This is a genomic window from Klebsiella sp. JB_Kp031, assembly GCF_040064295.1.
Classification (GTDB): Bacteria; Pseudomonadota; Gammaproteobacteria; order Enterobacterales; family Enterobacteriaceae; genus Klebsiella; species Klebsiella quasipneumoniae.
In genome coordinates this window covers 1-24,710 of record NZ_JBEAJW010000028.1, presented here as the reverse complement: position 1 = coordinate 24,710, position 24,710 = coordinate 1, and the positions used below count along the sequence as shown (strand labels likewise).

The window sequence follows — 24,710 nt, the reverse complement described above, 5'->3', positions numbered from 1 at the left end:
CTCTACGAAATAACCTGGTTAAACCGCGGCGGCCCCCGAGACGATCTCGGTGAGTTCCTGAGTAATGCTGGCCTGACGAGCTTTGTTGTATACCAACTGCAGCTCTTTAATCAGGCTGCCGCCATTATCGGTCGCGGCTTTCATCGCCACCATACGGGCGGCCTGCTCGCTGGCCAGGTTTTCAACCACGCCCTGATAAACCTGAGACTCGACGTAGCGGCGCAGGAGGGTATCCAGCAGCGCTTTCGGATCGGGCTCATACAGGTAATCCCAGGATTTACGTTTCAGATCAGCGTCTTCTGATGCCGGTAACGGCAGCAGCTGAGTGATCGTCGGAACCTGAGACATGGTGTTAATAAATTTGTTGCTGACAACGTACAGCTTGTCCAGACGGCCTTCATCATAGGCCTGCAACATCACTTTTACCGGGCCGATCAGTTCGGACAGGGATGGGTTATCCCCCATACCGGTCACCTGTGCAACAACGTTGCCGCCAACGGAGTTAAAGAAAGAGACGCCCTTAGAGCCGATCATTGCGAGGTCGCACTGAACGCCTTTATCGGACCATGCTTTCATTTCCGCCAGCAGTTTCTTGAACAGGTTAATGTTCAAGCCGCCGCACAAACCACGGTCGGTCGACACCACCAGGTAGCCCACGCGCTTAACGTCGCGTTCTTCCAGGTAAGGGTGCTTATATTCCAGATTACCGTTCGCAAGGTGACCAATCACTTTGCGCATAGTATCTGCGTAAGGACGGCTGGCCGCCATGCGCTCCTGCGATTTACGCATTTTGGAAGCGGCGACCATCTCCATCGCTTTAGTGATCTTTTGCGTGTTCTGGACGCTTGCGATCTTACTACGTATCTCTTTTGCGCCGGCCATGAGCTTCTCCTCAATGCCTTGCGGCCTGCCCTAAGACAGACCGCCAGACGTTACCAGGACTGGGTTGCTTTGAAGGAATCGAGGATGCCTTTCAGCTTGCCTTCGATTTCGTCGTTATAGCCACCGGACTGGTTAATCTCTTGCATCAGCGGAGCGTGATCACGGTCGACGTAAGCCAGCAGTGCGGCTTCGAAGCTACCGATTTTCGCCAGTTCTACATCAGCCAGATAACCACGTTCTGCTGCGAACAGAACCAGAGACTGCTGCGCGACGGACATCGGCGCATACTGTTTCTGTTTCAGCAGTTCGGTCACTTTCTGACCGTGGTCCAGCTGTTTGCGGGTTGCATCGTCGAGGTCGGATGCAAACTGGGAGAACGCCGCCAGTTCACGATACTGCGCCAGCGCGGTACGGATACCACCGGACAGTTTCTTCATGATCTTGGTCTGCGCTGCACCACCCACACGGGATACCGAGATACCCGGGTTAACCGCAGGACGAATACCGGCGTTGAACAGGTTGGTTTCCAGGAAGATCTGACCATCGGTAATGGAGATTACGTTGGTCGGAACGAACGCGGAAACGTCACCCGCCTGGGTTTCGATAATCGGCAGCGCGGTCAGAGAACCGGTTTTCCCTTTCACTTCACCTTTGGTGAAGGCTTCAACGTATTCGGCGTTAACACGCGCAGCACGCTCCAGCAGACGAGAGTGGAGGTAGAATACGTCGCCCGGGAACGCTTCACGTCCTGGCGGACGACGGAGCAGCAGGGAGATCTGACGATAAGCAACAGCCTGTTTAGACAGGTCATCGTATACGATCAGCGCATCTTCACCGCGGTCGCGGAAGTATTCGCCCATTGCGCAACCGGCGTATGGCGCCAGGTATTGCAGTGCAGCAGATTCGGATGCAGTCGCTACCACCACGATGGTGTTAGCCAGCGCGCCGTGCTCTTCCAGTTTACGCACCACGTTAGAGATGGTGGACGCTTTCTGGCCGATAGCAACATAGACGCACTTGATGCCGGAATCACGCTGGTTGATGATGGCATCGATAGCCAGCGCAGTTTTACCGGTCTGACGGTCGCCGATGATCAGTTCACGCTGACCACGACCGATTGGGATCATGGCGTCAACGGATTTATAACCGGTCTGTACCGGCTGATCGACGGACTGACGTTCGATTACGCCCGGCGCGATCGCTTCAACGGCGGAGAAACCGTCGTTTTCCAGCGGACCTTTACCATCAATTGGCGCGCCCAGGGTGTTAACCACGCGGCCCAGCAGGCCACGACCAACCGGAACTTCCAGGATACGGCCAGTACATTTCACCTTCATGCCTTCGGCGAGGTCAGCGTACGGACCCATCACCACCGCACCGACGGAGTCGCGCTCCAGGTTCAGTGCGATAGCGTAACGGTTACCCGGCAGGGAGATCATCTCACCCTGCATACATTCGGCAAGGCCGTGGATGCGGATAACACCGTCACTTACAGAAACAATAGTACCTTCGTTATGAGCTTCGCTCACAACATTGAACTGAGCAATGCGCTGCTTGATCAGTTCGCTGATTTCGGTGGAATTCAGTTGCATGCTCCAGTCCCCTTAAGACTGCAAGACGTCTGCAAGGCGATCAAGACGGCCGCGTACGCTGCCATCAATGACCATATCACCCGCACGGATGATAATACCTGCCATAACAGACTTATCGATTTTGCAATTCAGCTTAACTTTGCGTGACAGACGTTTTTCCATCGCGCTGACGATCCTGGCAAGCTGTTCATCACTCAGTTGGTTGGCAGATATGACTTCTACCTCTGCGATGGCCTCACTGGCCGCGCGCAGGTGAATGAATTGCTCAAGAACGTCCGGGAGCACCTTCAGACGATTATTTTCCGCCATCACCTTAATCAGGTTCTGGCCATTTTCGTCAAGTTGCTCGCCGCAGATAGCGATAAACGCTTCTGAGAGCGTTTCCGGCGCCAAAGCACCGGAGAGAAGCTCTGCCATTTGATCGTTTTTGGTCACTTCGGCGGCAAACGCCAGCATATCCTGCCAGCGTTCAACACTGTTGTGTTCGACGGCAAAGTCAAAAGCTGCTTTGGCGTAGGGGCGAGCTACCGTTACAAATTCAGACATCAGCCCCTCCCTCCTTACAGTTCAGCGACAAGTTTATCCACGATGTCGCTGTTAGCAGCTTCATCCACGGAACGTTCGATGATCTTCTCGGCGCCAGCAACAGCCAGGATAGCGACCTGCTTACGCAGCTCCTCGCGTGCACGTTTACGCTCAGCATCAATTTCAGCCTGCGCTTGTGCAACGATTTTGGTGCGTTCCTGTTCTGCTTCAGCTTTAGCTTCGTCCAGAATCTGAGAGCGGCGCTTGTTCGCCTGCTCAATGATTACCTGGGCTTCCGCTTTCGCTTTTTTCAGCTGGTCGGTCGCGTTGGCCTGTGCAAGGTCCAAATCTTTCTTAGCGCGTTCTGCAGAAGCTAAACCGTCAGAAATCTCTTTCTGGCGTTTTTCGATGGCAGCCATTAAAGGCGGCCATACGTACTTCATGCAGAACCATACGAAGATAACAAACGCGATGGCCTGGCCGAGGATTGTTGCGTTCATGTTCACAGCACAATACCTCTTTAATTAACTCTGTGGCTTAGGTTTCTAACAACTTACTACGCGACGGCGAACATCACGTACAGACCCAGACCTACAGCGATCATCGGGATAGCATCCACCAGACCCATAACGATAAAGAACTGAGTACGCAGCAGAGGGATCAGATCCGGCTGACGCGCTGCGCCTTCCAGGAATTTACCTCCGAGGATGCCGATACCGATCGCAGCACCGATTGCCGCCAGACCCATCATCACAGCGGCAGCCATGTACAGCAGATCCATATTCAGGTTTTCCATGACAGTCTCCAGTTTGTTTCAGTTAAAACGTAGTAGTGTTGGTAAAAATCAATGCTCTTCAGACGCCATCGACAGATAGACAATCGTCAGAACCATGAAGATGAAGGCTTGCAGCGTAATAATCAGGATGTGGAAAATGGCCCAAGGCACATTCAGAACCCACTGTGACCACCACGGCAACAGACCAGCAATCAGAATGAAAATCAGCTCACCGGCATACATGTTGCCGAACAGTCGCAGACCGAGAGAGACCGGTTTGGACAGCAGGCTTACCCCTTCAAGGATTAAGTTGACAGGAATGAACGCCCAGTGATTGAACGGCTGCATGGTCAGTTCTTTAACGAACCCACCCACGCCTTTCATTTTGATGCTGTAGAAAAGAATCAGGATGAACACGCCAAGCGCCATCGACAGGGTGATGTTCACGTCAGCAGACGGAACCACGCGCAGTGCAGGCAGGCCGAAAATGTGTTCGCCGATATAAGGAAGCAGGTCGATTGGCAGCAGGTCCATCAGGTTCATCAGGAAGACCCAGACGAACACGGTCAGCGCCAGCGGCGCGATAACCTTGCTCTTGCCATGGTACATGTCTTTGACGCTACCATGGACGAAGCCGATGATCATTTCGATGAAGGTCTGGAATTTCCCTGGTACGCCGCTGGTCGCTTTCTTAGCAACGCTACGGAACATGGCCAGGAACAGCAGACCGAGAACCACCGAGAAGAACATGGAGTCAATGTTGAGCGTCCAGAAGGTGGCCGGGGGGTTGTGCGGATCCACCAGCGAGAAAGTACGCAGGTCAATCTGAAGGTTGTTCAGATGGTGACCTATGTATTCCTGCGGCGTCATATTTTCTGAAGCCATGATGCCTTTTACCCTTTGTTGTTGATTACAGCTGGCGCCAGAACTTGTACCACCAGCACCAAAACCCACGTCACGATCAGTGGCAAAAATACCACTTTTAAAACGGCCAGCGCCACCGCCAGGAGGGCGAAGGTCAGCAACACCTTGAAGGCTTCACCGAAGGCGAAGGTCCAGGCCACACGGCCTTTTGCTGGTGTATGCGCCTGATGACGCCAGGCAAAAATCATAAACATCAGATTTGGCAAAACCACTGCCAAACCGCCGCATACCGCGGAAATGCCCCAGAAGGGGTCTTTGAGGCTGAACAGCAGTCCACTTGCCATTACTGCCAGTAACTGAATAAACAGAAGCTTGCGAGCAACGTTTCGACTCAAGAGCGACACTGACATCACGTTTTTACTCCTGCTCCCTTTGAGGTATGTCGCGTGTCGTATAAAACGTCCTTTAAGACGAAGAGTCAAGCATCAAAAAGCGGACAAATTATACGGTGACGCCCCGTGATTTCAAACAATAAGTAGCAAAATAGTGAATAAATGTTTAATTATTTTCCAACGGACAACTTTCCGCGCATTTCAGCGTTCTGTGAGCGGTCATACAAAACTGCAAATAACGTGGAAACACGGCAATTAAAGCGTGCATTAGATCACATAATAAACATTTCAAGCGCCCTTTAATGAATCAAGGACATAAAACACTATTTTTCATGCTTTTGATATTCAAGATAAAAAGTGAGGACATTATCTAAAACAACCCCACATACAATAAAAACCTTTTATTGACATTTATAATAAAAATTTAACATCGCTATGCTGTTTATCGTTGTCGATTTTTAGCACCCTGATATTTTCAAAGTTGACTATTTTGTCAGTGAATCAGTTACGCTAAGTTAACCGCAAGAAAAACCATAGTAAAAACATGGTTAAATGCAGCCCGATAAGAACGGGAGGTGTCCTTTATTTTTGTAACATTCACGGGCCACATTTTTTCCACATTTTTTGATAAAAATTAACTCGATTTTGGCGTAATCACCACCAGGTGCCGCTCCCCTTCCAGCTGAGGAACATGTAGCTCAATGACCTCGGCTATGGCATACCCTTCCGGCAGGTTTTCCATTTCGTCTTTTTGCGCTAACCCTTTGAGCGCATAGAAGTGACCGTTCGCGGCCGGCAAATGATGGCACCAGCTCACCATATCATTAAGCGATGCGAAGGCGCGGCTTATCACGCCATCAAACGGCGGCTCAGCCGGGAAAGCTTCCACGCGGCTCTGCACCGGGGTAACGTTATCCAGCTTCAGCTCATGCTGCACCTGACGCAGGAAGCGCACGCGTTTGCCAAGGCTGTCCAGCAGGGTGAAATGCGACTCCGGGCGCACGATAGCCAACGGGATCCCAGGCAGCCCCGGTCCCGTACCGACATCGATAAAGCGCGAGCCCTGCAGATAAGGCGCGACGACGATGCTGTCCAGGATATGACGCACCAGCATCTCATTTGGATCGCGAACGGAGGTCAGGTTATAGGCTTTGTTCCACTTATCGAGCAGCCCGACGTAAGCCACCAGCTGATTTTTCTGGTGATCGGTGAGCAAAATACCCGCTTCATCCAGCAGACGAGAAAGTTTGTTGAGCACGGTAAGTACCTTCAAAAAATAATGAGCCCGGAGGCGCTAACGCTTACCGGGCCAGGAATGATAAAGGCGAACGCTGATTATGCAACTGGGAAATCAGCGCGGCAGGCTGCCGCAATCAGGCGCTGCGACGCAGCATCCCCTGCTTTTTCAACCAAACCAGCAAAATAGAGATCGCCGCCGGGGTGATCCCGGAAATACGTGACGCCTGCCCTATCGACGACGGTTTATGGTCGTTTAGTTTAGCGATCACTTCATTAGACAGTCCGGTGACCTGACGGTAGTCGAGTGTCGCCGGTAACAAGGTATTCTCGTTGCGCTGCTGTTTCTCGATCTCATCCTGCTGGCGCGCGATATAGCCTTCATACTTCACCTGGATCTCAACCTGCTCAGCCGCCTGCCGATCTTCCAGCCCCGGCGCGAACGGCGAGAGCTGAACCAGCTGCTCGTAGGTCATTTCCGGACGACGCAGCAGATCTTCACCGCTGGCTTCGCGCGACAGCGGCGCGGTCAGGTGAGCGTTCACTTCGTTAGCGCTCTCAGCCTGAGGGTTCACCCAGGTCGATTTCAGGCGCTGGCGTTCACGCTCAATGCTTTCCAGCTTCTCGTTGTAACGCGCCCAGCGTTCATCATCCACCAGACCCAGTTCACGCCCCTGCTCAGTCAGACGCAGGTCGGCGTTGTCTTCGCGCAGCATCAGACGATATTCAGCACGAGAGGTAAACATGCGGTACGGTTCTTTGGTACCCAGAGTACACAGGTCATCCACCAGCACGCCGAGGTAGGCCTGATCGCGACGCGGTGCCCAGCCCTCTTTTTCCGCCGAGAAACGAGCTGCGTTAAGACCGGCCAGCAGACCCTGAGCCGCAGCTTCTTCATAACCGGTGGTGCCGTTGATCTGACCGGCGAAGAACAGACCCTGAATGAATTTGCTCTCGAGCGTCGGCTTCAGATCGCGCGGGTCGAAGAAATCGTACTCAATAGCGTAGCCAGGACGGACGATCCGCGCATTCTCCATCCCCTGCATCGAGCGGACGATTTGCATTTGCACATCGAACGGCAGGCTGGTGGAGATGCCGTTCGGATAAATTTCGTTTGAGGTCAGGCCTTCCGGTTCGAGGAAGATCTGATGTTGGTTGCGATCGGCAAAACGCATGACTTTGTCTTCGATCGACGGGCAGTAGCGTGGACCGATCCCTTCGATCACCCCGGCGTACATGGGGCTGCGATCGAGGTTATTGCGGATCACGTCATGGGTTTTCTCGTTAGTGTGGGTGATATAGCACGGCACCTGACGCGGATGCTGATCGGCAGATCCCATAAACGAGAAGACCGGCATTGGGTTATCGCCATGCTGTTGCGCCAGCACGCTGAAATCGATGGTGCGCGCGTCAATGCGCGGCGGGGTCCCGGTTTTCAGCCGGCTTACGCGCAGCGGCAGTTCACGCAGGCGACGAGACAGCGGGATCGACGGCGGGTCGCCGGCGCGTCCGCCGCTGTAGTTATCCAGACCAATATGGATTTTGCCGTCAAGGAAGGTCCCGACGGTCAGTACCACCGCTTTAGCACGGAATTTGAGGCCCATCTGGGTGACCGCGCCTACGACACGATCGTTTTCGACAATCAGATCTTCCACTGCCTGCTGGAAGATCATCAGGTTCGGCTGGTTCTCCAGCGCAGTGCGTACCGCCTGACGGTACAGCACGCGGTCAGCCTGGGCGCGAGTGGCGCGCACCGCGGGGCCTTTGCTGGCGTTTAGTATCCTAAACTGAATGCCTGCCTGATCGATCGCTTTGGCCATCAGACCGCCGAGCGCGTCCACTTCTTTTACCAGGTGTCCTTTCCCAATGCCGCCAATCGCCGGGTTGCAGCTCATCTGCCCCAGCGTGTCGATATTGTGTGTCAAAAGCAGGGTCTGTTGACCCATACGCGCTGCGGCCATTGCGGCCTCAGTGCCTGCGTGACCCCCGCCAATGATAATGACGTCAAAAGGATCCTGATAAAACATGGTGGTCTGCCTCGCATAACGCGGTTTGAAAATGGATTGAAGCCCGGGCCGTGGATTCTACTCGGCTTTGGTCTTTTGAGAAAGACTCCGGGATCCTGAGTATTAAAAAGAAGATCTTTATATAGAGATCTGTTCTATTGTGATCTCTTATTAGGATCGACTCTCTTTGTGGATAAGTCGGATCCACGAAGTAAGATCAAAAGCTTAAGAAGGATCACTATCTGTGAATGATCGGTGATCCTGGTCCGTATAAGCTGGGATCAGAATGAAGGGTTATACACAGCTCAAAAACCATACTCCGGTTATTCTTTGGATAACTACCGGTTGATCCAAGCTTTTAAGCATGGTTATCCACAGAAGAACGGACGATCTTTACAATTCTCAGAGCAAATTTTTCCAGGATCCCAGCCAGATTTCCGCCGGATCCTCCGGAATTTCATGTTCCAGCACGTTGATCTTCAGGGTCTCGCCGATCTGTTTTGCCCCGCAGGCCTTCAGCGCCGCTTCTAATTTATCGATCGCGCCGCAAAAAGTGTCGTATTCACGGCTGCCGATCCCGATGGCGCCAAAGCGCACGGCGGAAAGATCGGCCTGCTGCGCCAGCAGTGCGTCATAGAAGGGAACCAGGTTGTCGGGAATGTCGCCGGCGCCATGGGTGGAAGAGATAACTAACCAGATCCCTTGCGCCTGCAGATCGTCCACCAGCGGGCCGTGCTGGATTTCAGTGCTGTAGCCTGCTTCTTCCAGCTTTTCCGCCAGATGCTCCGCTACGTATTCCGCACTGCCCAGGGTGCTGCCGCTGATAAGTGTAATGTCTGCCATAGATCGCCGATCGCCCGCTCAACTGTTCAGAGTGGCGTATTGTACGCTGTGAGCGAGCTGGGATCTACCTGTGGAAAAATGTGGGATTAAAAAAAACGATCAGGGCTTAATGGTGCGCATGATCGGGTTCTGCAGCACGATCAGGGTTTCAGTGGACTGAATTTCATCAATTGTTTGGATCTTGTTGATAAGTACCTGCTGCAGGGCATCGATGGATTTACACATCACCTTAATAAAGATGCTGTAGTGGCCGGTGGTGTAGTAAGCCTCGGTCACCTCCTCCAGGCTTTCCAGGCGGGCGAGGGCGGAGGGATAGTCTTTGGCGCTCTTGAGAATAATGCCGATGAAGCAGCCGACGTCATAGCCCAGCTGTTTGGGGCTGACGTCAATGCGCGCGCCAGTAATGATGCCCGCTTGTTTCATCTTTTCGACGCGCACATGAATAGTACCCGGGCTGACGCTGAATTGTTTGGCCAGTTCGGCATAGGCGGTACGGGCGTTGGCCATGAGCGCATCGAGAATGCCGCGGTCCAGATTGTCGATCTGATAATTTTCCATATCTTTTTCTTATGAAGTTTGACGGTTCTTACTATTTTAGCTCTATATTTTGTTGAATTAAAAGTTGACGAGCCTTTTTATTGATTGATTATTGTATTGGCGGCCTGTTTTGTTGCTTAATCAATGGCAACAGGACGCAGGAGTCATAAAAATGAAAACCGCTTATATCGCAAAACAACGCCAGATCAGTTTCGTTAAATCCCATTTTTCCCGTCAGCTGGAAGAGAAGCTTGGCCTGATTGAAGTCCAGGCGCCAATCTTAAGCCGCGTGGGCGATGGGACGCAGGATAACTTGTCCGGCTGCGAGAAAGCGGTTCAGGTGAAAGTGAAAACACTGCCCGACGCCCAGTTCGAAGTGGTTCATTCGCTGGCGAAATGGAAGCGTCAAACCCTGGGACAACACGACTTCAGCGCGGGCGAAGGGCTGTACACGCACATGAAGGCCCTTCGCCCCGATGAAGACCGTCTTACGCCGATCCACTCCGTCTATGTCGACCAGTGGGACTGGGAGCGGGTGATGGGGGATGAAGAGCGCCACGTCGGCACGCTGAAGGCGACCGTCGAAGCGATCTACGCCGGGATCAAAGCCACCGAGCTGGCGGTCAGCCAGGAATTTGGCCTGACACCGTTCCTGCCGGAACAGATCCACTTTGTTCACAGCCAGGCGCTGCTGAGTCGCTATCCGGATCTTGATGCCAAAGGCCGCGAGCGAGCGATTGCCAAAGAGCTGGGCGCCGTCTTCTTAATCGGCATCGGCGGCAAACTCTCTGATGGCAAGCGCCATGATGTACGTGCCCCGGATTATGATGACTGGAGCACTGAGGTTTCTGAAGGCTTTGCCGGACTGAACGGCGATATCCTGGTGTGGAACCCGGTGCTGGAAGATGCGTTCGAGATCTCATCAATGGGGATCCGCGTTGACGCCGCGGCGCTAAAACGCCAGCTGGCGCTGACTGGCGACGAAGATCGCCTGCAACTGGAGTGGCACCAGGCGCTGCTGCGCGGCGAGATGCCGCAGACTATCGGCGGCGGCATTGGCCAGTCTCGCCTGACGATGCTGCTGCTGCAGCTCGACCATATCGGCCAGGTGCAGTGCGGCGTATGGCCGGCACAGGTTCGCGAAAGCGTTCCCGCGCTGCTGTAACGATTAGCGCCGCCAGCGTCGCAGCAGGCGGCTACGCAACCCGGTATCAAAGCGCCAGATATGATCGAAGATGCGCATGATGCCGGGTTTGCCGTGTACCGACATCGCCACCGCGTGAAAACGGTGCTGATGCTTTCGCTGTAGCTCCCCCACCTGCGCAATCACCTCATCCGGCAACCGCTGGGCAATAAAGTCTGAGATCACCACGGCATCCGCATCCACCCACTGCGGGTTTTGCAGACGTTCAATAATGGCGCGAAAACAGCTGGCCAGATCGGTGCCGCCGCGAAAGCGCTGGCTCAGAAAGCGGATCGCCTGCTCCAGGCCGCCCTCGCAGGTCAGTTCGTAGTGCACCACTTCGCTGGAGAACAGCATAATAAAGCAGCGGCGGTTATCCGCCAGCGCGACGCGCATCAGGGCCAGACAAAAGGCTTTGGCGCACTGCTCGTTAAAACCGCCCATCGATCCTGACGTATCGACGCAGACAATAAAGGGCCCGCGAGGCTGTTCATCAAAATCCTGCCGCGTCACCGGGCGTTCGGTGATTTTTTCGCGCCAGGCGTCACCGTGCAGCCGGTAAGTCAGGAGCTGTTTCTCCACCAGCTTGCGATAAAATTCAAACTCCAGCTCCGTGATGCCGAGCGTCGCCAGCTCCGGCGGCAGCAGGCGCAGAATGTCATCGCTCTGCTGGAGGCCGTCGACCTGTTCCGGCACCGTCGCTGGCTCGCGCACCAGGCTACGGAAGGTCTCCATCGGCGCGTCTTTCTTCGGCACGGATTTCGCTTCCCGTGAACGCCCCAACTGTTCCGCCAGCTGCAGCAGCTCCGGCTGCTGGTTAAGAAAATCGCCATAGCGCACGATCAGCTGATAGTCGCCACGTTTCAGTTCGCCGGCACTCATATCCCACAGGCGTCCGGCGGCGGTGTCATTCTCCGCCAGCACCGGATCGAGCTGACCGCTGAGTGTCATTCGTTCCTGGACCTCACTAAGCAACTGATCGCGCTCCTCATCCAGCAACTGCTGGTTAAGGCTGGTGGCTTGCACCACCAGGCTCAGGCGCCAGCGCTGTAAAAACAGCGTATGCAGCGCCGGGGTAAAGGTAGCATTGTCGTCCACCAGCTTCTGCGCCTGGGCGGCAAAAGGGGACTGGAGCTGGTGCAGCTTGCCGAGGATCTGCGGTAGCTGGACGATAAACTGTGAGGTAGAGAGCAGTTGAGCCTGCTGATAGGTTTGTACTTCGGCGTCCAGATCCGGCGGGATGTTAACCTCTTTTAAGCGGGCGCGAACGGCTTCCCGCCAGCGCGGAATATCCGCCGCGATGATGTTTTTCAGGCGGGGAAATTTCTCAAAGAAAACCGCCAGCTGCGGTGAGGCCAGCAGCGCCAGCAGCATCTCCTCGATCATTCCCTCTTCGCTGACTGCCAGCATGACATTCAGCATATCCAGCGTCATGGCTGCTTCGCCTGTTTAATCTGCGCGCCGACGTCCTGCAGGCTGGCTTCGATTCTTCCCAGCCACTCGACCGGGATAAACAGGCACTTCTGCTGCTCGCTGAAGCGGTTATGTTGCTGGTGCCACTCATCGTCCAGCGCCTCCAGCTGCTGGCGAATTTCCGCCGGCATGTTCTCCTGCGACGCGCTGCCGGGCAGCGCGAGGCGTGAGCCCTGCAGGCTGACGTCGCGAACGACCAGATGCTGGCTGGTGTCGACATCCATATTGAGCAGTTGGGCAAAGCCGATCCCGTTGAGCTTGCCGCGGATCTCGCCGCCTTTTTCCAGCCAGCTGGCTAACGCCTCGCGCTCAAAAGTAATGTGGATCACTTCCATATCGTGAAGTTTGAGCGGCTGCTGCAGCAGCAGGGTCAGGGTGGATCCCTGGATCTCCGCCGGCAGCTCATAGTGCGGCTTGCGGCTAAACATGCCGCCAAGGCGGGTGACCTTTAGCGCCGTTTTGTCACTTTGCTGCTGTTGGATTTGAATGCGTCGCTGCACAATCGCCCCGAGCCGCGTCAGCATTGCCTGCTGCTGCCAGGCGTGGCAGGTCATCAGCGTTTCCAGCTGCTGCGACATCAGGTGCATGCTCTCGACGTTGTGCCACAGACAATCTTTCAGCAGGATAAGATCTATCGGGGCGATGCTGTCGCGGCCGCTGAAGAAGGCGCTGGCCTGCAGCAGGCGAATGGCCTTTTTCCAGCGGCGATCTGAAACGTACGGCGCGTTTGGCAGGGCATCCAGCTGCTGGCGCAGCTGGAATATCAGCTCAAACACCGCGTCCGGTAGTTTGATATTGCCGATCTGCTGCTGCCATTGCGTAAACTCCTCGTCGCTTACCTGCAGCGCGCTGGGCACCGGATTGCTGTTTTCATCCTGCTGGCTGACCAGCATCGAACGGAAATTTCCTTTATCCTGCACTTTATCAAGCCACAGACGGATCAGCATTCGGTCATACAGCGCTTCCAGGCTGCTGTCGGCTTCGGGGAGTTCGTTCGAGGCGGCCACCAGCAGGCGCATTGGGATTTTCTCTTCGTGAGCGCCATTGCGGAAGTGACGTTCGTTAATCGCCGTCAGCAGGGTGTTGAGGATAGCCGGACCCGCTTTCCATATTTCATCGAGGAACACGATTTCTGCTTCCGGCAGGTAGCCGGCGGTTAAACGCTCGTAGCGCCCTTCATCTTTCAGCGCCTGAATGGACAGTGGGCCAAAAACCTCTTCCGGGGTGGAAAAGCGGGTCATCAGGTATTCAAAAGCGCGCGCCTGCTGGAAGGCGAACTTGAGGCGGCGGGCAATCAGGCTTTTGGCGATCCCCGGCGGACCGAGCAAAAATACGCTCTCGCCGCTGAGCGCCGCCAGCAGGCACAGGCGTATCGCGTGGCTGCGTTCAAAGAGTCCTTTTTCGAGTGCCGCGCTGAGTCGGGAAATTCTTTCAGCCAGTAAATGTGTTTGAGCCATAATTGAGTTGCGTGCTTTGTCATGTATCGTTATTGGGACGAGTATAGATGTTAGAGCAGGGGCGGTAATAGCCTGAAGAATCGATTTATTTTTTTTGAGCCAGGTTAATATGGTGTCTGTTAGGGGTACGATTTCACAAATAATCGTGCATACTGTGCGCTTTTTGTGGGCCAAGGGACTAGGCACACATTTGTTTTATAAACGAAAAGACTAGTCTATGAGCACTGATAATAAACAATCGTTGCCGGCGTTAACGCTGGCGGCCATCGGCGTGGTGTACGGTGATATCGGTACCAGTCCACTGTATACCCTGCGTGAATGCCTGTCAGGTCAGTTTGGCTTTGGCGTTGAGCGCGATGCCGTTTTTGGCTTTTTGTCGCTGATTTTCTGGCTGTTAATCTTTACCGTATCGATTAAATACATCACCTTCGTGATGCGGGCGGATAACGCCGGGGAAGGCGGGATCTTAACGCTGATGTCACTGGCCGGACGCAATACCTCGGCGCGGATGACCTCTGTGCTGGTGATCCTCGGCCTGATCGGCGGCAGTTTCTTCTATGGCGAAGTGGTGATAACCCCGGCGATTTCGGTCATGTCGGCGATAGAGGGGTTAGAAATTATCGCCCCGCAGCTCGATAGCTGGATTGTGCCGATCTCCATTATCGTGCTTACCCTGCTGTTTATGATCCAGAAGCACGGGACCGGGATGGTCGGCAAGCTGTTTGCGCCGATTATGCTGATCTGGTTCCTGTTGCTGGCGGTGCTTGGCGCGCGAAGCATTTACGCTAACCCGGAAGTTCTGCAGGCGCTGAACCCCTACTGGGCGGTGCACTTCTTCCTGCAGTACAAGACCGTTTCCTTTATTGCGCTTGGCGCGGTGGTGCTGTCGATTACCGGGGTGGAAGCGCTGTACGCCGATATGGGGCACTTCGGCAAACTGCCGATCCGCGTCGCCTGGTTCTCCGTCGTACTGCCTTCGCTGGTGCTGAACTATTTTGGCCAGGGGGCATTGCTGCTTAAGCATCCGGAAGCGATTAAAAACCCGTTCTTCCTGCTGGCGCCGGAGTGGGCGCTGATCCCGATGCTGATTATCGCCACGCTGGCGACGGTTATCGCCTCGCAGGCGGTGATCTCCGGGGTCTTCTCCTTAACCCGTCAGGCGGTGCGTCTGGGCTATCTGTCGCCGATGCGCATCATCCACACCTCGGAAATGGAGTCCGGGCAGATCTATATCCCGTTTATTAACTGGCTGCTGTATGTCTCGGTAGTGATCGTCATCGTCAGCTTCGAGCACTCCTCTAACCTGGCGGCGGCGTACGGTATCGCGGTAACGGGCACCATGGTGCTGACCTCCATCCTTTCGGCAACGGTGGCGCGCAAAAACTGGCACTGGAATAAGCTGTTCGTTGGGCTGATGCTGGTGGCCTTCCTGTGCATTGATGTTCCGCTGTTCTCGGCGAACCTCGATAAGATTGTCTCCGGCGGCTGGCTGCCGTTATCCCTGGGTCTGGTGATGTTTACGGTGATGACCACCTGGAAGAGCGAGCGCTTCCGCCTGCTGCGTCGGATGCACGAGCACGGCAACTCGCTGGAAGCGATGATCTCTTCACTGGAGAAATCGCCGCCGGTACGCGTCCCGGGTACCGCGGTGTATATGTCCCGCGCCCTGAACGTGATCCCGTTTGCCCTGCTGCATAACCTGAAGCACAACAAGGTGCTGCATGAGCGAGTGATCCTCCTGACCCTGCGCACCGAGGACGCGCCTTACGTGCATAACGTTCGCCGGGTGCAGATTGAGCAGCTGTCGCCCTCGTTCTGGCGGGTGGTGGCCAGCTACGGCTGGCGGGAAACGCCAAATGTCGAAGAGGTGTTCCATCGCTGTGGCCTGGAAGGACTCAGCTGCCGGATGATGGAGACCTCGTTCTTTATGTCCCATGAGTCGTTGATTATCGGCAAACGGCCGTGGTATCTGCGTCTGCGCGGCAAGCTTTATCTGCTGTTGCAGCGTAACGCCCTGCGCGCGCCGGATCAGTTTGAAATCCCGCCAAACCGGGTTATCGAGCTCGGTACTCAGGTCGAAATCTGATGTCAAAAAAGCCCTTCCGTTGCGAAGGGCTTTTTGTTTCTCACTCCGTTTGTCATGTCCTGTCGCTGTCTCGCGAAACGTTTCGATGGCGATCACATTTCTCTCTTCTGGTGATGGTTTTCTGCTCACACATTGATAATAATTATTGTAGCGAAACGTTTCGCTAGTGGAGCAAAAGAGAAAAAATGAAAAAAGGCACCGTACTTAACGCTGATATTTCCGCGGTCATCTCCCGCCTGGGTCACACCGATACGCTGGTGGTCTGCGATGCCGGATTGCCGGTTCCCCGCAGCAGCGCGCGCATCGATATGGCGTTAACCCAGGGCGTACCTTCATTTATGCAGGTTCTGGAAGTGGTGACGACGGAAATGCAGGTTGAAGCGGCTGTCATCGCGGAGGAAATTAAGACACATAATCCGCAGCTCCACGCGACGTTGCTCAACCATCTTGAGCAGCTGCAGCAGCACCAGGGAAATACCATTGAAATTCGTTACACCAGTCATGAGCAGTTCAAAAAACAAACCGCAGACAGTCAGGCGGTAATTCGCAGCGGGGAGTGTTCCCCGTTCGCGAATATCATTCTCTGTGCCGGCGTTACGTTCTGAGGTCGCCGTCATGGAAGCCTTATTGCAACTGAAAGGGATCGATAAAGCGTTCCCTGGCGTCAAGGCGCTCTCCGGCGCCTCGCTGAATGTCTATCCTGGCCGGGTGATGGCGCTGGTGGGTGAGAACGGCGCCGGTAAATCCACCATGATGAAAGTGCTGACCGGGATCTACACCCGTGACGCCGGCGCTTTATTATGGCTCGGTAAAGAGACCACCTTTAACGGCCCAAAATCTTCCCAGGAAGCCGGGATCGGCATTATCCATCAGGAACTGAACCTGATCCCGCAGTTGACGATCGCCGAGAACATCTTCCTTGGCCGCGAGTTCGTTAACCGCTTTGGCAAAATCGACTGGAAGCGGATGTATGCCGAAGCCGACAAGTTGCTGGCGAAGCTGAATCTCCGTTTTACCAGCCAGAAGCTGGTGGGCGATTTGTCGATTGGCGATCAGCAAATGGTGGAGATCGCCAAAGTGCTGAGCTTCGAGTCGAAGGTCATCATTATGGATGAACCGACCGACGCGCTGACCGATACCGAAACCGAATCGCTGTTCCGCGTGATCCGCGAACTAAAATCGCAGGGGCGCGGCATCGTCTACATCTCCCACCGCATGAAAGAGATCTTCGAGATTTGCGACGACGTGACCGTGTTCCGCGACGGGCAGTTTATCGCCGAACGCGAGGTCTCCTCGCTGGATGAAGACCGTCTGATCGAAATGATGGTTGGCCGGAAGCTGGAAGATCAGTATCCGCATCTGGCTAAGGCGCCGGGCGCGGTGCGTCTGAAAGTCGATAATCTCTGCGGCCCGGGCGTGGAAAACGTGACCTTTACCCTGCGCCAGGGGGAAATCCTCGGCGTCGCCGGGCTGATGGGCGCCGGGCGGACCGAGCTGATGAAAGTGTTGTATGGCGCACTGCCGCGCAGCAGCGGCTCTGTGACGCTCGACGGTCACGAAGTGGTGACCCGTTCGCCGCAGGATGGTCTGGCGAACGGCATTGTCTATATCTCCGAAGACCGTAAGCGCGACGGCTTAGTGCTCGGGATGTCGGTAAAAGAAAATATGTCCCTGACCGCCTTGCGCTACTTTAGCCGGACGGGAGGGAGCCTCAAGCATAAAGATGAACAGCAGGCGGTCAGTGATTTCATCCGGCTGTTTAACGTGAAAACGCCGTCCATGGAGCAGGCGATCGGCCTGCTCTCCGGCGGCAACCAGCAAAAGGTCGCCATCGCCCGCGGGCTGATGACCCGGCCGAAGGTCCTGATCCTCGATGAGCCGACCCGTGGCGTCGACGTCGGGGCGAAGAAAGAGATCTACCAGCTCATCAATCAGTTCAAAGCCGATGGCCTGAGCATCATTCTGGTCTCCTCCGAGATGCCGGAAGTGTTGGGCATGAGCGATCGCATCATAGTGATGCATGAAGGGCATCTCGGCGGTGAATTCACACGCGAGCAGGCCACCCAGGAAGTATTGATGGCTGCCGCTGTGGGCAAGCTTAACCGTGTGAATCAGGAGTAAGAAAGATGACAACCCAGGCTGTTTCTGGTCGCCGTTATTTCACGAAAGCGTGGCTGATGGAGCAAAAATCGCTGATTGCCCTGCTGGTGCTGATCGCGGTGGTATCGACCATGAGCCCCAACTTTTTTACCGTCAATAACCTGTTCAATATTCTGCAGCAGACCTCCGTTAACGCCATTATGGCGGTAGGGATGACGTTGGTCATACTGACCTCGGGGATCGACCTGTCCGTCGGTTCCCTGCTGGCGCTCACCGGCGCGGTGGCGGCGTCGATCGTTGGCATTGAGGTGAATGCGCTGGTGGCGGTCGCTGCTGCCCTCGCATTAGGTGCGGCGATCGGCGCAGTCACCGGGGTGATTGTGGCGAAAGGCCGCGTGCAGGCTTTCATCGCCACCCTGGTGATGATGCTGCTGCTGCGCGGCGTGACCATGGTGTACACCAACGGCAGCCCGATCAATACCGGCTTTAGCGATAATGCCGATCTGTTCGGCTGGTTTGGTATCGGGCGTCCGCTGGGGATCCCGACGCCGGTATGGATCATGGCGATTGTCTTCCTGGCGGCCTGGTACATGCTGCACCATACTCGCCTGGGCCGTTATATCTATGCCCTTGGCGGTAATGAGGCAGCGACGCGTCTGTCCGGGATTAGCGTCAATAAAGTCAAAATTATCGTTTACGCGTTGTGCGGGATGCTGGCGTCGCTGGCCGGGATTATCGAAGTGGCGCGCCTCTCCTCCGCACAGCCAACGGCCGGGACAGGCTATGAGCTGGACGCCATTGCGGCAGTCGTGCTCGGTGGCACTAGCCTGGCGGGCGGCAAAGGACGCATTGTCGGCACGCTGATTGGCGCGCTGATCCTTGGCTTCCTGAATAATGGTTTGAACCTTTTAGGCGTTTCTTCCTATTACCAGATGATCGTTAAAGCGGTGGTGATTTTGCTGGCGGTACTGGTAGATAACAAAAAGCAGTAACTGAGAACTCTACAGGACATCTTAACTATGAATATGAAAAAACTGGCGACCCTGGTCTCTGCTGTTGCGCTAAGTGCGACCGTTAGCGCGAACGCGATGGCCAAAGACACCATCGCTCTGGTTATCTCTACTCTCAACAACCCGTTCTTCGTGTCTCTGAAAGACGGCGCGCAAAAAGAAGCTGACAAACTGGGCTACAACCTGGTGGTGCTCGATTCCCAGAACAACCCGGCGAAAGAGCTGGCTAACGTTCAGGATTTAACGGTGCGCGGCGCGAAGTTGTTGCTGATCAACCCCACCGACTCTGATGCCGTCGGCAATGCTGTGAAGATGGCGAACCAGGCAAAAATCCCGGTCATCACCCTTGACCGTCAGGCGACAAAAGGCGATGTCGTGAGCCACATCGCCTCTGACAACGTGCAGGGCGGAAAAATGGCGGGCGATTACATCGCGAAAAAGCTGGGTGAAAGTGCGAAAGTTATTGAGCTGCAGGGCATTGCCGGGACTTCCGCGGCGCGCGAGCGTGGCGAAGGCTTCAAACAGGCTGTGGCGGCGCACAAGTTCAATGTTCTGGCCAGCCAGCCGGCCGATTTCGACCGTACCAAAGGGCTGAACGTGATGCAGAACCTGCTGACCGCCCATCCTGACGTCCAGGCGGTGTTCGCGCAGAATGATGAAATGGCGCTCGGCGCCCTGCGCGCGCTGCAGACCGCAGGCAAGTCCGATGTGATGGTGGTTGGATTTGACGGCACTCCGGATGGCGAAAAAGCAGTAAACAGTGGCAAACTGGCGGCGACCGTCGCACAGTTGCCGGAGCAGATCGGCGCGAAAGGCGTTGAGACTGCTGATAAGGTACTGAAGGGCGAAAAAGTGGAGGCTAACTACCCGGTTGAGCTGAAGCTGGTCGTTAAGCAGTAATATGCGATTCGGACTGGCAACGGTCCGAGGGACAATATAAAAAAGAAAAGCAGGGCATGCGCCACCCGATACCCGTGGCGCGCTTTCCCGGGAACAGAAACGATGAAAACTGCAGGCAAACTTGTCGTCCTTGGCAGCATCAATGCCGATCACATTCTCAACCTTGACGCTTTCCCGACACCGGGTGAAACCGTCACCGGCAACCACTACCAGCTGGCGTTTGGGGGGAAAGGGGCCAACCAGGCGGTGGCCGCCGGGCGCAGCGGGGCGGATATCGCGTTTATCGCCTGCACCGGCGATGACGACATCGGTGAACGCATCCGCCGCCAGCTGGCAAGCGATAAAATCGATGTGGCGCCTGTGCGCGCGGTCGCCGGGGAAGCAACCGGCGTGGCGTTAATCTTCGTTAACGCCGAAGGTGAGAATGTCATCGGTATTCATGCCGGCGCCAATGCGGCATTATCCGTCGCTCAGGTAGAGGCGGAAAAAGCGCGGATCGCCAGCGCGCAGGCGTTGTTGATGCAGCTCGAGTCACCGCTGGAGAGCGTGCTGGCGGCGGCGAAAATCGCCCATCACCATCAGACCACCGTGGTGCTTAATCCCGCGCCAGCGCGTGAACTGTCCGATGAACTGCTGGCGCTGGTGGATATCATTACCCCCAACGAAACCGAAGCGGAAAAGCTGACGGGTATTCGCGTTGAGAGTGACGAGGATGCGGCAAAAGCCGCCGACGTGCTGCATGCCAAAGGCATTGGTACCGTGATGATCACCCTCGGCAGCCGCGGCGTCTGGCTCAGTGCCGAAGGCGAAAGCCGCCGGATCCCAGGGTTTCGTGTGCAGGCTATTGATACTATCGCCGCCGGCGACACCTTCAACGGCGCGCTGGTAACCGCGCTGCTGGAAGGGACCGACCTGCCGGAGGCGATCCGCTTTGCGCATGCCGCGGCGGCGATTGCCGTAACCCGCAAAGGCGCGCAGCCTTCCGTGCCGTGGCGCACAGAGATCGATGAATTTTTAGCGCAACAGGGGTAATGCTTGGCTACGATGAAAGATGTGGCCCGCGTAGCGGGCGTTTCCACATCGACGGTGTCACACGTCATCAATAAGGACCGCTTTGTCAGCGAGGCGATCACCGCCAAAGTCGACGCCGCGATCAAAAGCCTTAACTACGCCCCCTCTGCGCTGGCGCGTAGCCTCAAGCTTAATCAAACCCGCACCATCGGCATGCTGATCACCGCCAGTACCAATCCGTTTTATTCGGAGCTGGTGCGGGGCGTGGAGCGCAGCTGCTTTGAGCGGGGTTATAGTCTCGTACTCTGTAATACGGAAGGTGATGAGCAGCGAATGAATCGTAATCTGGAGACGTTAATGCAAAAACGCGTCGATGGATTACTGCTGCTGTGCACTGAGACCCACCAACCCTCTCCGGAAATTATGCAGCGCTATCCGTCGGTTCCGACGGTCATGATGGACTGGGCGCCGTTTGATGGCGATAGCGATCTGATTCAGGATAACTCGCTGCTCGGTGGTGATATGGCGACCCAGTACCTGATCGATCAAGGGTATTCACACATCGCCTGCATTGCCGGCCCGCTGGATAAAACCCCGGCGCGTCTGCGCCTTGAAGGTTACCATGCCGCGATGGCGCGCTGCGGTCTGCCCGTAGCAGAGGGATACGTGGTGACCAGCGATTTTGAGTTTGGCGGCGGGTTTAGCGCGATGCAGCGGCTGCTGGCGTTGCCGCAGCGGCCGCAGGCGGTGTTTGTCGGTAACGATGCCATGGCGGTTGGCGCTTATCAGGCGTTATACCAGGCCGGGCTGCAGATCCCGCAGGATATGGCGCTGGTGGGTTACGATGATATTGAACTGGCTCGCTATATGACGCCGCCGTTGACCACCATTCATCAGCCAAAAGATGAGCTGGGGGAACTGGCCATCGACGTGCTGATCCATCGCATGGCCGACCCGCAGCAAAAACAGCAGCGCGTACAGTTAACCCCGGAGCTGGTGGTCCGCGGTTCCGCTTAGCGTTTGTGCCGCTCGCTAATCAGGTTGCGGCCATCCTTCGCTCTTAACAGCATAAACATCAGCGCCGACACGATGGTTATCACGCCCATGGTAATAAAGGTGTAGTGAAACTGCTCTACGGTGCTGGCGCTGTCAAAACCTTCATAGAAGCGCAGCACCGCAGCGCTGATGGCCACCCCGAGACTGATGGAAAGCTGCTGGGTGACGGCCAGCAGGCTGTTGCCGCTGCTGGCATTGTCATCCGTCAAATCGGCCAGGGTAATGGTATTCATGGCGGTAAACTGCGTGGACATCGCCATCCCCAGCACGAACAGCGGCAGAAGAAGCATCCACAGCGGCATTTCTGGCGACTGCAGCGAGAACTGGGCAATCATAAGGCCAATAAACACGGTGATCCCCACCAGGGTCTTACGATAGCCAAACCAGCGCAGCACCTGGGTAACGGTAGATTTCGCAATAATCGAGCCGATAGCGGTGGGGGCGATCATACAGCCGGCGATAATAGCCGGATAGCCGAAGCCAACCTGTAGCATGAGCGGCATCAGAAACGGCACGCAACCGGTACCCAACCGCGTGGCAAGGTTGCCGGCAATGCCAACCGAGAACGTATGGGTCTTAAATAAAGAGAGCGAGATCAGCGGCGCAGGATGGCGGCGCGCGTGACGGACATAGGCCATGAGCAGTATCAGACTGACGGCGATCACCGCCAGCGCCAGCCATGTCGCCACAATTTTTTCGCCAAACAGTTCAATACCGCTGGAAAATAACACCAGGCTTAAGCCAAATAACAGAAAACCGGTTATATCGAAGCGTCGGCGCGGCGTTGTGAAATTTGGCATGTATTTACGGGCGTACAGAATGCCGATCACGCCGATGGGTATGTTTATCAGGAAAATCCAATGCCAGCTGGCCCAGGTAACAAATACCCCGCCGAGCACCGGACCCAGAATCGGTCCCACCAGTCCTGGCATGGTGACAAAGTTCAGAACCGGCAGCAGTTCGCTGCGCGGATAGGCGCGCAGGAGGGCCAGCCTCGCCACCGGCATCATCATCGCCCCGCCGATCCCCTGAATGACGCGAAAAATGACCAGTTCCGTTAATGAACTGGAGAGCGCGCAGGCGAGGGAGCCGAGAGTAAACAGGCTAACGGCGATGATAAAGACCCGACGCGTGCCGAAGCGATCGGCCAGCCAGCCGCTGACCGGGATCAGCATCGCCACCGTCAGCGTATAACTGATGATGGCCGACTGCATTGCTAACGGGGAACGATTCAGGCTGTGGGCGATAGCCGGGAGGGCAGTGTTAAGAATGGTGGCATCCAGCGCCTGCATAAAGAAGGCCATCGCCGCAATCCACGGCAGGCCGGCCATGCTGCGCCCTTTTTTTCCGCTCATGCCAAATCCTTGTTATTGATTTACGTGGTGGGGGGCGTTTAGCAGCGCCTGGCAGGCAAGTAAGGCACCCGGCGCATCACTGTTGAGAATGGCATCGACAATCGCCTGGTGGAGATCGAGCTTCACCACTTCATTTTGCGTAATTGATGTGAAGTAAGTGTGGTAGACCGAATGAAATAAAGAAGCGAATGAGCTGAGGAAAGGATTACCGCTCATTTCATAGATATGTTCATGCCAGGCCATATCGACTGCTATCCAGCGATCGCGCTGAAAATGGCGTTTCAGGGCAATCATCTCTTCCATTAGGGTATTGAGCTGCGCTTTCTGCTCTGCGGTGCCGTGGGCGGCGGCGAGAAAACAGGCCTGTGGCTCCAGGCTGCTGCGCATGACGAGAAAGTGGCTCACCACCTCTTCGAAGTTATCTTCTGTTAGCCACCAGGAGAGGAGCTCTTTATCAAGGAAGTTCCAGCTGCTGCGCGGCATGACCCGGGTGCCAATGCGAGGGCGGGGCAGCAGCATGCCTTTTGCAGTGAGTGTCTTCACCGCTTCGCGGACGGCGGTACGACTCACGCCGAACTGCTCCCCTAACTCCATTTCGCCGGGAAGAATGCTTTCCGGCTGATATTCGCCAGTCAGTATTTTTTGGGCGAGCTTCTCGGCTAGTACCCAGGAGATGTTCTTTTGTGCCGCCAGTTGCTGTGCGCTTAAAGACATAAATGCCGTTCCTTTCTTTTCTCTACTCTAACAGTATGCCACCAGGCGCCCCGTTTCGTCGGTTAAAACAGCAAAACGGCGGTTTTTTGCGACATTCCTCGCCGCATTGTTGAAAAAAGAGACGGTTGAAAAGTTTTTTTGCATTTCCCCTTGTCACCTCGGAATTACTCCCTATAATGCGCCTCCACTGACACGGAACAACGGCAAGCAAGCCGCCGGGTCAGCGAGGTTCCGGTGAGAACCTCGCAGAGAAAAGCAAAAATAAATGCTTGACTCTGCAGCGGGAAAGCGTAATATGCACACCCCGCGCCGCAGCGAAAAACGAAGCGGCACTGCTCTTTAACAATTTATCAGACAATCTGTGTGGGCACTCAAAGTGACATGGATTCTTAATGTCTTCGGACAATAAATGAATACCAAGTCTCAAGAGTGAACACGTAATTCATTACGAAGTTTAATTCTTTGAGCATCAAACTTAAATTGAAGAGTTTGATCATGGCTCAGATTGAACGCTGGCGGCAGGCCTAACACATGCAAGTCGAGCGGTAGCACAGAGAGCTTGCTCTCGGGTGACGAGCGGCGGACGGGTGAGTAATGTCTGGGAAACTGCCTGATGGAGGGGGATAACTACTGGAAACGGTAGCTAATACCGCATAATGTCGCAAGACCAAAGTGGGGGACCTTCGGGCCTCATGCCATCAGATGTGCCCAGA

At 55.3% G+C, this 24,710-nt stretch carries 23 protein-coding genes and 1 rRNA gene; 9 read left to right on the top strand and 15 right to left on the bottom strand.

Features of this window, described 5'->3' with window-relative positions:
• Nucleotides 1-18: 18 nt before the first annotated feature.
• The 11 genes from atpG to asnC all read right to left on the bottom strand — a co-directional run bounded on the left by atpG (nt 19) and on the right by asnC (nt 9,673).
• Nucleotides 19-882 carry a F0F1 ATP synthase subunit gamma gene (gene atpG, locus ABLV64_RS12680; RefSeq protein ID WP_004144996.1) on the bottom strand — a complete coding sequence of 288 codons (864 nt, stop codon included), beginning with the start codon at nt 880-882 and terminating at the stop codon, nt 19-21.
• 50 nt (nt 883-932) lie between these two features.
• On the bottom strand, nt 933-2,474 hold the full coding sequence (atpA, locus tag ABLV64_RS12675) for a F0F1 ATP synthase subunit alpha (protein WP_004144995.1): 1,542 nt from the start codon (nt 2,472-2,474) through the stop codon (nt 933-935).
• 12 nt (nt 2,475-2,486) lie between these two features.
• On the bottom strand, nt 2,487-3,020 hold the full coding sequence (gene atpH, locus ABLV64_RS12670) for a F0F1 ATP synthase subunit delta (protein WP_004202307.1): 534 nt from the start codon (nt 3,018-3,020) through the stop codon (nt 2,487-2,489).
• Between the two features lie 14 nt (nt 3,021-3,034).
• Nucleotides 3,035-3,505, bottom strand: a complete 471-nt coding sequence (gene atpF / locus ABLV64_RS12665; protein WP_004107293.1) for a F0F1 ATP synthase subunit B — start codon at nt 3,503-3,505, stop codon at nt 3,035-3,037.
• A 50-nt stretch (nt 3,506-3,555) separates the two neighbouring features.
• The gene (gene atpE / locus ABLV64_RS12660) at nt 3,556-3,795 is read right to left on the bottom strand and encodes a F0F1 ATP synthase subunit C (RefSeq protein ID WP_000429386.1); all 240 of its coding nucleotides are present in this window, start codon (nt 3,793-3,795) and stop codon (nt 3,556-3,558) included.
• Nucleotides 3,796-3,843: 48 nt separating this feature from the next.
• A complete protein-coding gene (atpB, locus tag ABLV64_RS12655; protein WP_004202309.1) occupies nt 3,844-4,659 on the bottom strand; it encodes a F0F1 ATP synthase subunit A in 816 nt (271 codons plus the stop codon).
• A gap of 8 nt (nt 4,660-4,667) precedes the next feature.
• Nucleotides 4,668-5,048 carry a F0F1 ATP synthase subunit I gene (gene atpI, locus ABLV64_RS12650; protein WP_004202310.1) on the bottom strand — a complete coding sequence of 127 codons (381 nt, stop codon included), beginning with the start codon at nt 5,046-5,048 and terminating at the stop codon, nt 4,668-4,670.
• A 616-nt stretch (nt 5,049-5,664) separates the two neighbouring features.
• Entirely contained in the window at nt 5,665-6,288 is a 624-nt protein-coding gene (rsmG, locus tag ABLV64_RS12645; RefSeq protein WP_004202311.1) for a 16S rRNA (guanine(527)-N(7))-methyltransferase RsmG, read from the bottom strand.
• 115 nt (nt 6,289-6,403) lie between these two features.
• Entirely contained in the window at nt 6,404-8,293 is a 1,890-nt protein-coding gene (gene mnmG / locus ABLV64_RS12640) for a tRNA uridine-5-carboxymethylaminomethyl(34) synthesis enzyme MnmG (RefSeq protein WP_004202313.1), read from the bottom strand.
• A 381-nt stretch (nt 8,294-8,674) separates the two neighbouring features.
• Complete coding sequence (gene mioC, locus ABLV64_RS12635) at nt 8,675-9,115, bottom strand: FMN-binding protein MioC (protein ID WP_017899651.1); 441 nt, start codon at nt 9,113-9,115, stop codon at nt 8,675-8,677.
• Nucleotides 9,116-9,214: 99 nt separating this feature from the next.
• A complete protein-coding gene (gene asnC, locus ABLV64_RS12630; protein WP_002882510.1) occupies nt 9,215-9,673 on the bottom strand; it encodes a transcriptional regulator AsnC in 459 nt (152 codons plus the stop codon).
• 151 nt (nt 9,674-9,824) lie between these two features.
• On the opposite strand from asnC, the gene asnA reads away from it, so the two are divergent.
• Entirely contained in the window at nt 9,825-10,817 is a 993-nt protein-coding gene (gene asnA / locus ABLV64_RS12625) for an aspartate--ammonia ligase (RefSeq protein WP_004202316.1), read from the top strand.
• Between the two features lie 3 nt (nt 10,818-10,820).
• Here the strand turns inward: asnA and viaA are convergent, their stop codons facing one another.
• Together viaA and ravA are read right to left on the bottom strand one after the other, a co-directional pair.
• Nucleotides 10,821-12,269 carry an ATPase RavA stimulator ViaA gene (viaA, locus tag ABLV64_RS12620; RefSeq protein WP_004202317.1) on the bottom strand — a complete coding sequence of 483 codons (1,449 nt, stop codon included), beginning with the start codon at nt 12,267-12,269 and terminating at the stop codon, nt 10,821-10,823.
• Nucleotides 12,266-13,765: an ATPase RavA gene (gene ravA, locus ABLV64_RS12615; protein WP_004202318.1), complete on the bottom strand. Its 1,500-nt coding sequence runs from the start codon at nt 13,763-13,765 to the stop codon at nt 12,266-12,268. Before ravA ends, viaA begins: the two co-directional genes overlap by 4 nt.
• A gap of 217 nt (nt 13,766-13,982) precedes the next feature.
• Between ravA and kup the strand changes: the two genes are divergently transcribed.
• The 7 genes from kup to rbsR all read left to right on the top strand — a co-directional run bounded on the left by kup (nt 13,983) and on the right by rbsR (nt 21,889).
• Nucleotides 13,983-15,851, top strand: coding sequence for a low affinity potassium transporter Kup (kup, locus tag ABLV64_RS12610; RefSeq protein WP_004202319.1), 1,869 nt, complete (start codon nt 13,983-13,985; stop codon nt 15,849-15,851).
• Between the two features lie 185 nt (nt 15,852-16,036).
• On the top strand, nt 16,037-16,456 hold the full coding sequence (gene rbsD / locus ABLV64_RS12605) for a D-ribose pyranase (RefSeq protein WP_004202320.1): 420 nt from the start codon (nt 16,037-16,039) through the stop codon (nt 16,454-16,456).
• A 10-nt stretch (nt 16,457-16,466) separates the two neighbouring features.
• A complete protein-coding gene (rbsA, locus tag ABLV64_RS12600; RefSeq protein ID WP_004202321.1) occupies nt 16,467-17,972 on the top strand; it encodes a ribose ABC transporter ATP-binding protein RbsA in 1,506 nt (501 codons plus the stop codon).
• A 5-nt stretch (nt 17,973-17,977) separates the two neighbouring features.
• A complete protein-coding gene (gene rbsC, locus ABLV64_RS12595; protein WP_004202322.1) occupies nt 17,978-18,943 on the top strand; it encodes a ribose ABC transporter permease in 966 nt (321 codons plus the stop codon).
• 27 nt (nt 18,944-18,970) lie between these two features.
• A complete protein-coding gene (gene rbsB, locus ABLV64_RS12590; RefSeq protein WP_004202323.1) occupies nt 18,971-19,861 on the top strand; it encodes a ribose ABC transporter substrate-binding protein RbsB in 891 nt (296 codons plus the stop codon).
• 102 nt (nt 19,862-19,963) lie between these two features.
• Nucleotides 19,964-20,893, top strand: a complete 930-nt coding sequence (rbsK, locus tag ABLV64_RS12585) for a ribokinase (RefSeq protein ID WP_004202324.1) — start codon at nt 19,964-19,966, stop codon at nt 20,891-20,893.
• 3 nt (nt 20,894-20,896) lie between these two features.
• On the top strand, nt 20,897-21,889 hold the full coding sequence (gene rbsR / locus ABLV64_RS12580; RefSeq protein ID WP_004202326.1) for a ribose operon transcriptional repressor RbsR: 993 nt from the start codon (nt 20,897-20,899) through the stop codon (nt 21,887-21,889).
• Here rbsR and mdtD read toward each other — a convergent pair.
• Both mdtD and ABLV64_RS12570 read right to left on the bottom strand, forming a co-directional pair.
• Nucleotides 21,886-23,283, bottom strand: coding sequence for a multidrug transporter subunit MdtD (gene mdtD, locus ABLV64_RS12575; RefSeq protein ID WP_023319405.1), 1,398 nt, complete (start codon nt 23,281-23,283; stop codon nt 21,886-21,888). The two genes, rbsR and mdtD, sit on opposite strands and share 4 nt — an antisense overlap.
• Nucleotides 23,284-23,295: 12 nt before the next feature.
• Nucleotides 23,296-23,997 carry a FadR/GntR family transcriptional regulator gene (locus tag ABLV64_RS12570; RefSeq protein ID WP_004202329.1) on the bottom strand — a complete coding sequence of 234 codons (702 nt, stop codon included), beginning with the start codon at nt 23,995-23,997 and terminating at the stop codon, nt 23,296-23,298.
• Between the two features lie 477 nt (nt 23,998-24,474).
• Between ABLV64_RS12570 and ABLV64_RS12565 the strand changes: the two genes are divergently transcribed.
• Nucleotides 24,475-24,710 (top strand): 16S ribosomal RNA (locus ABLV64_RS12565); the annotation flags it as partial.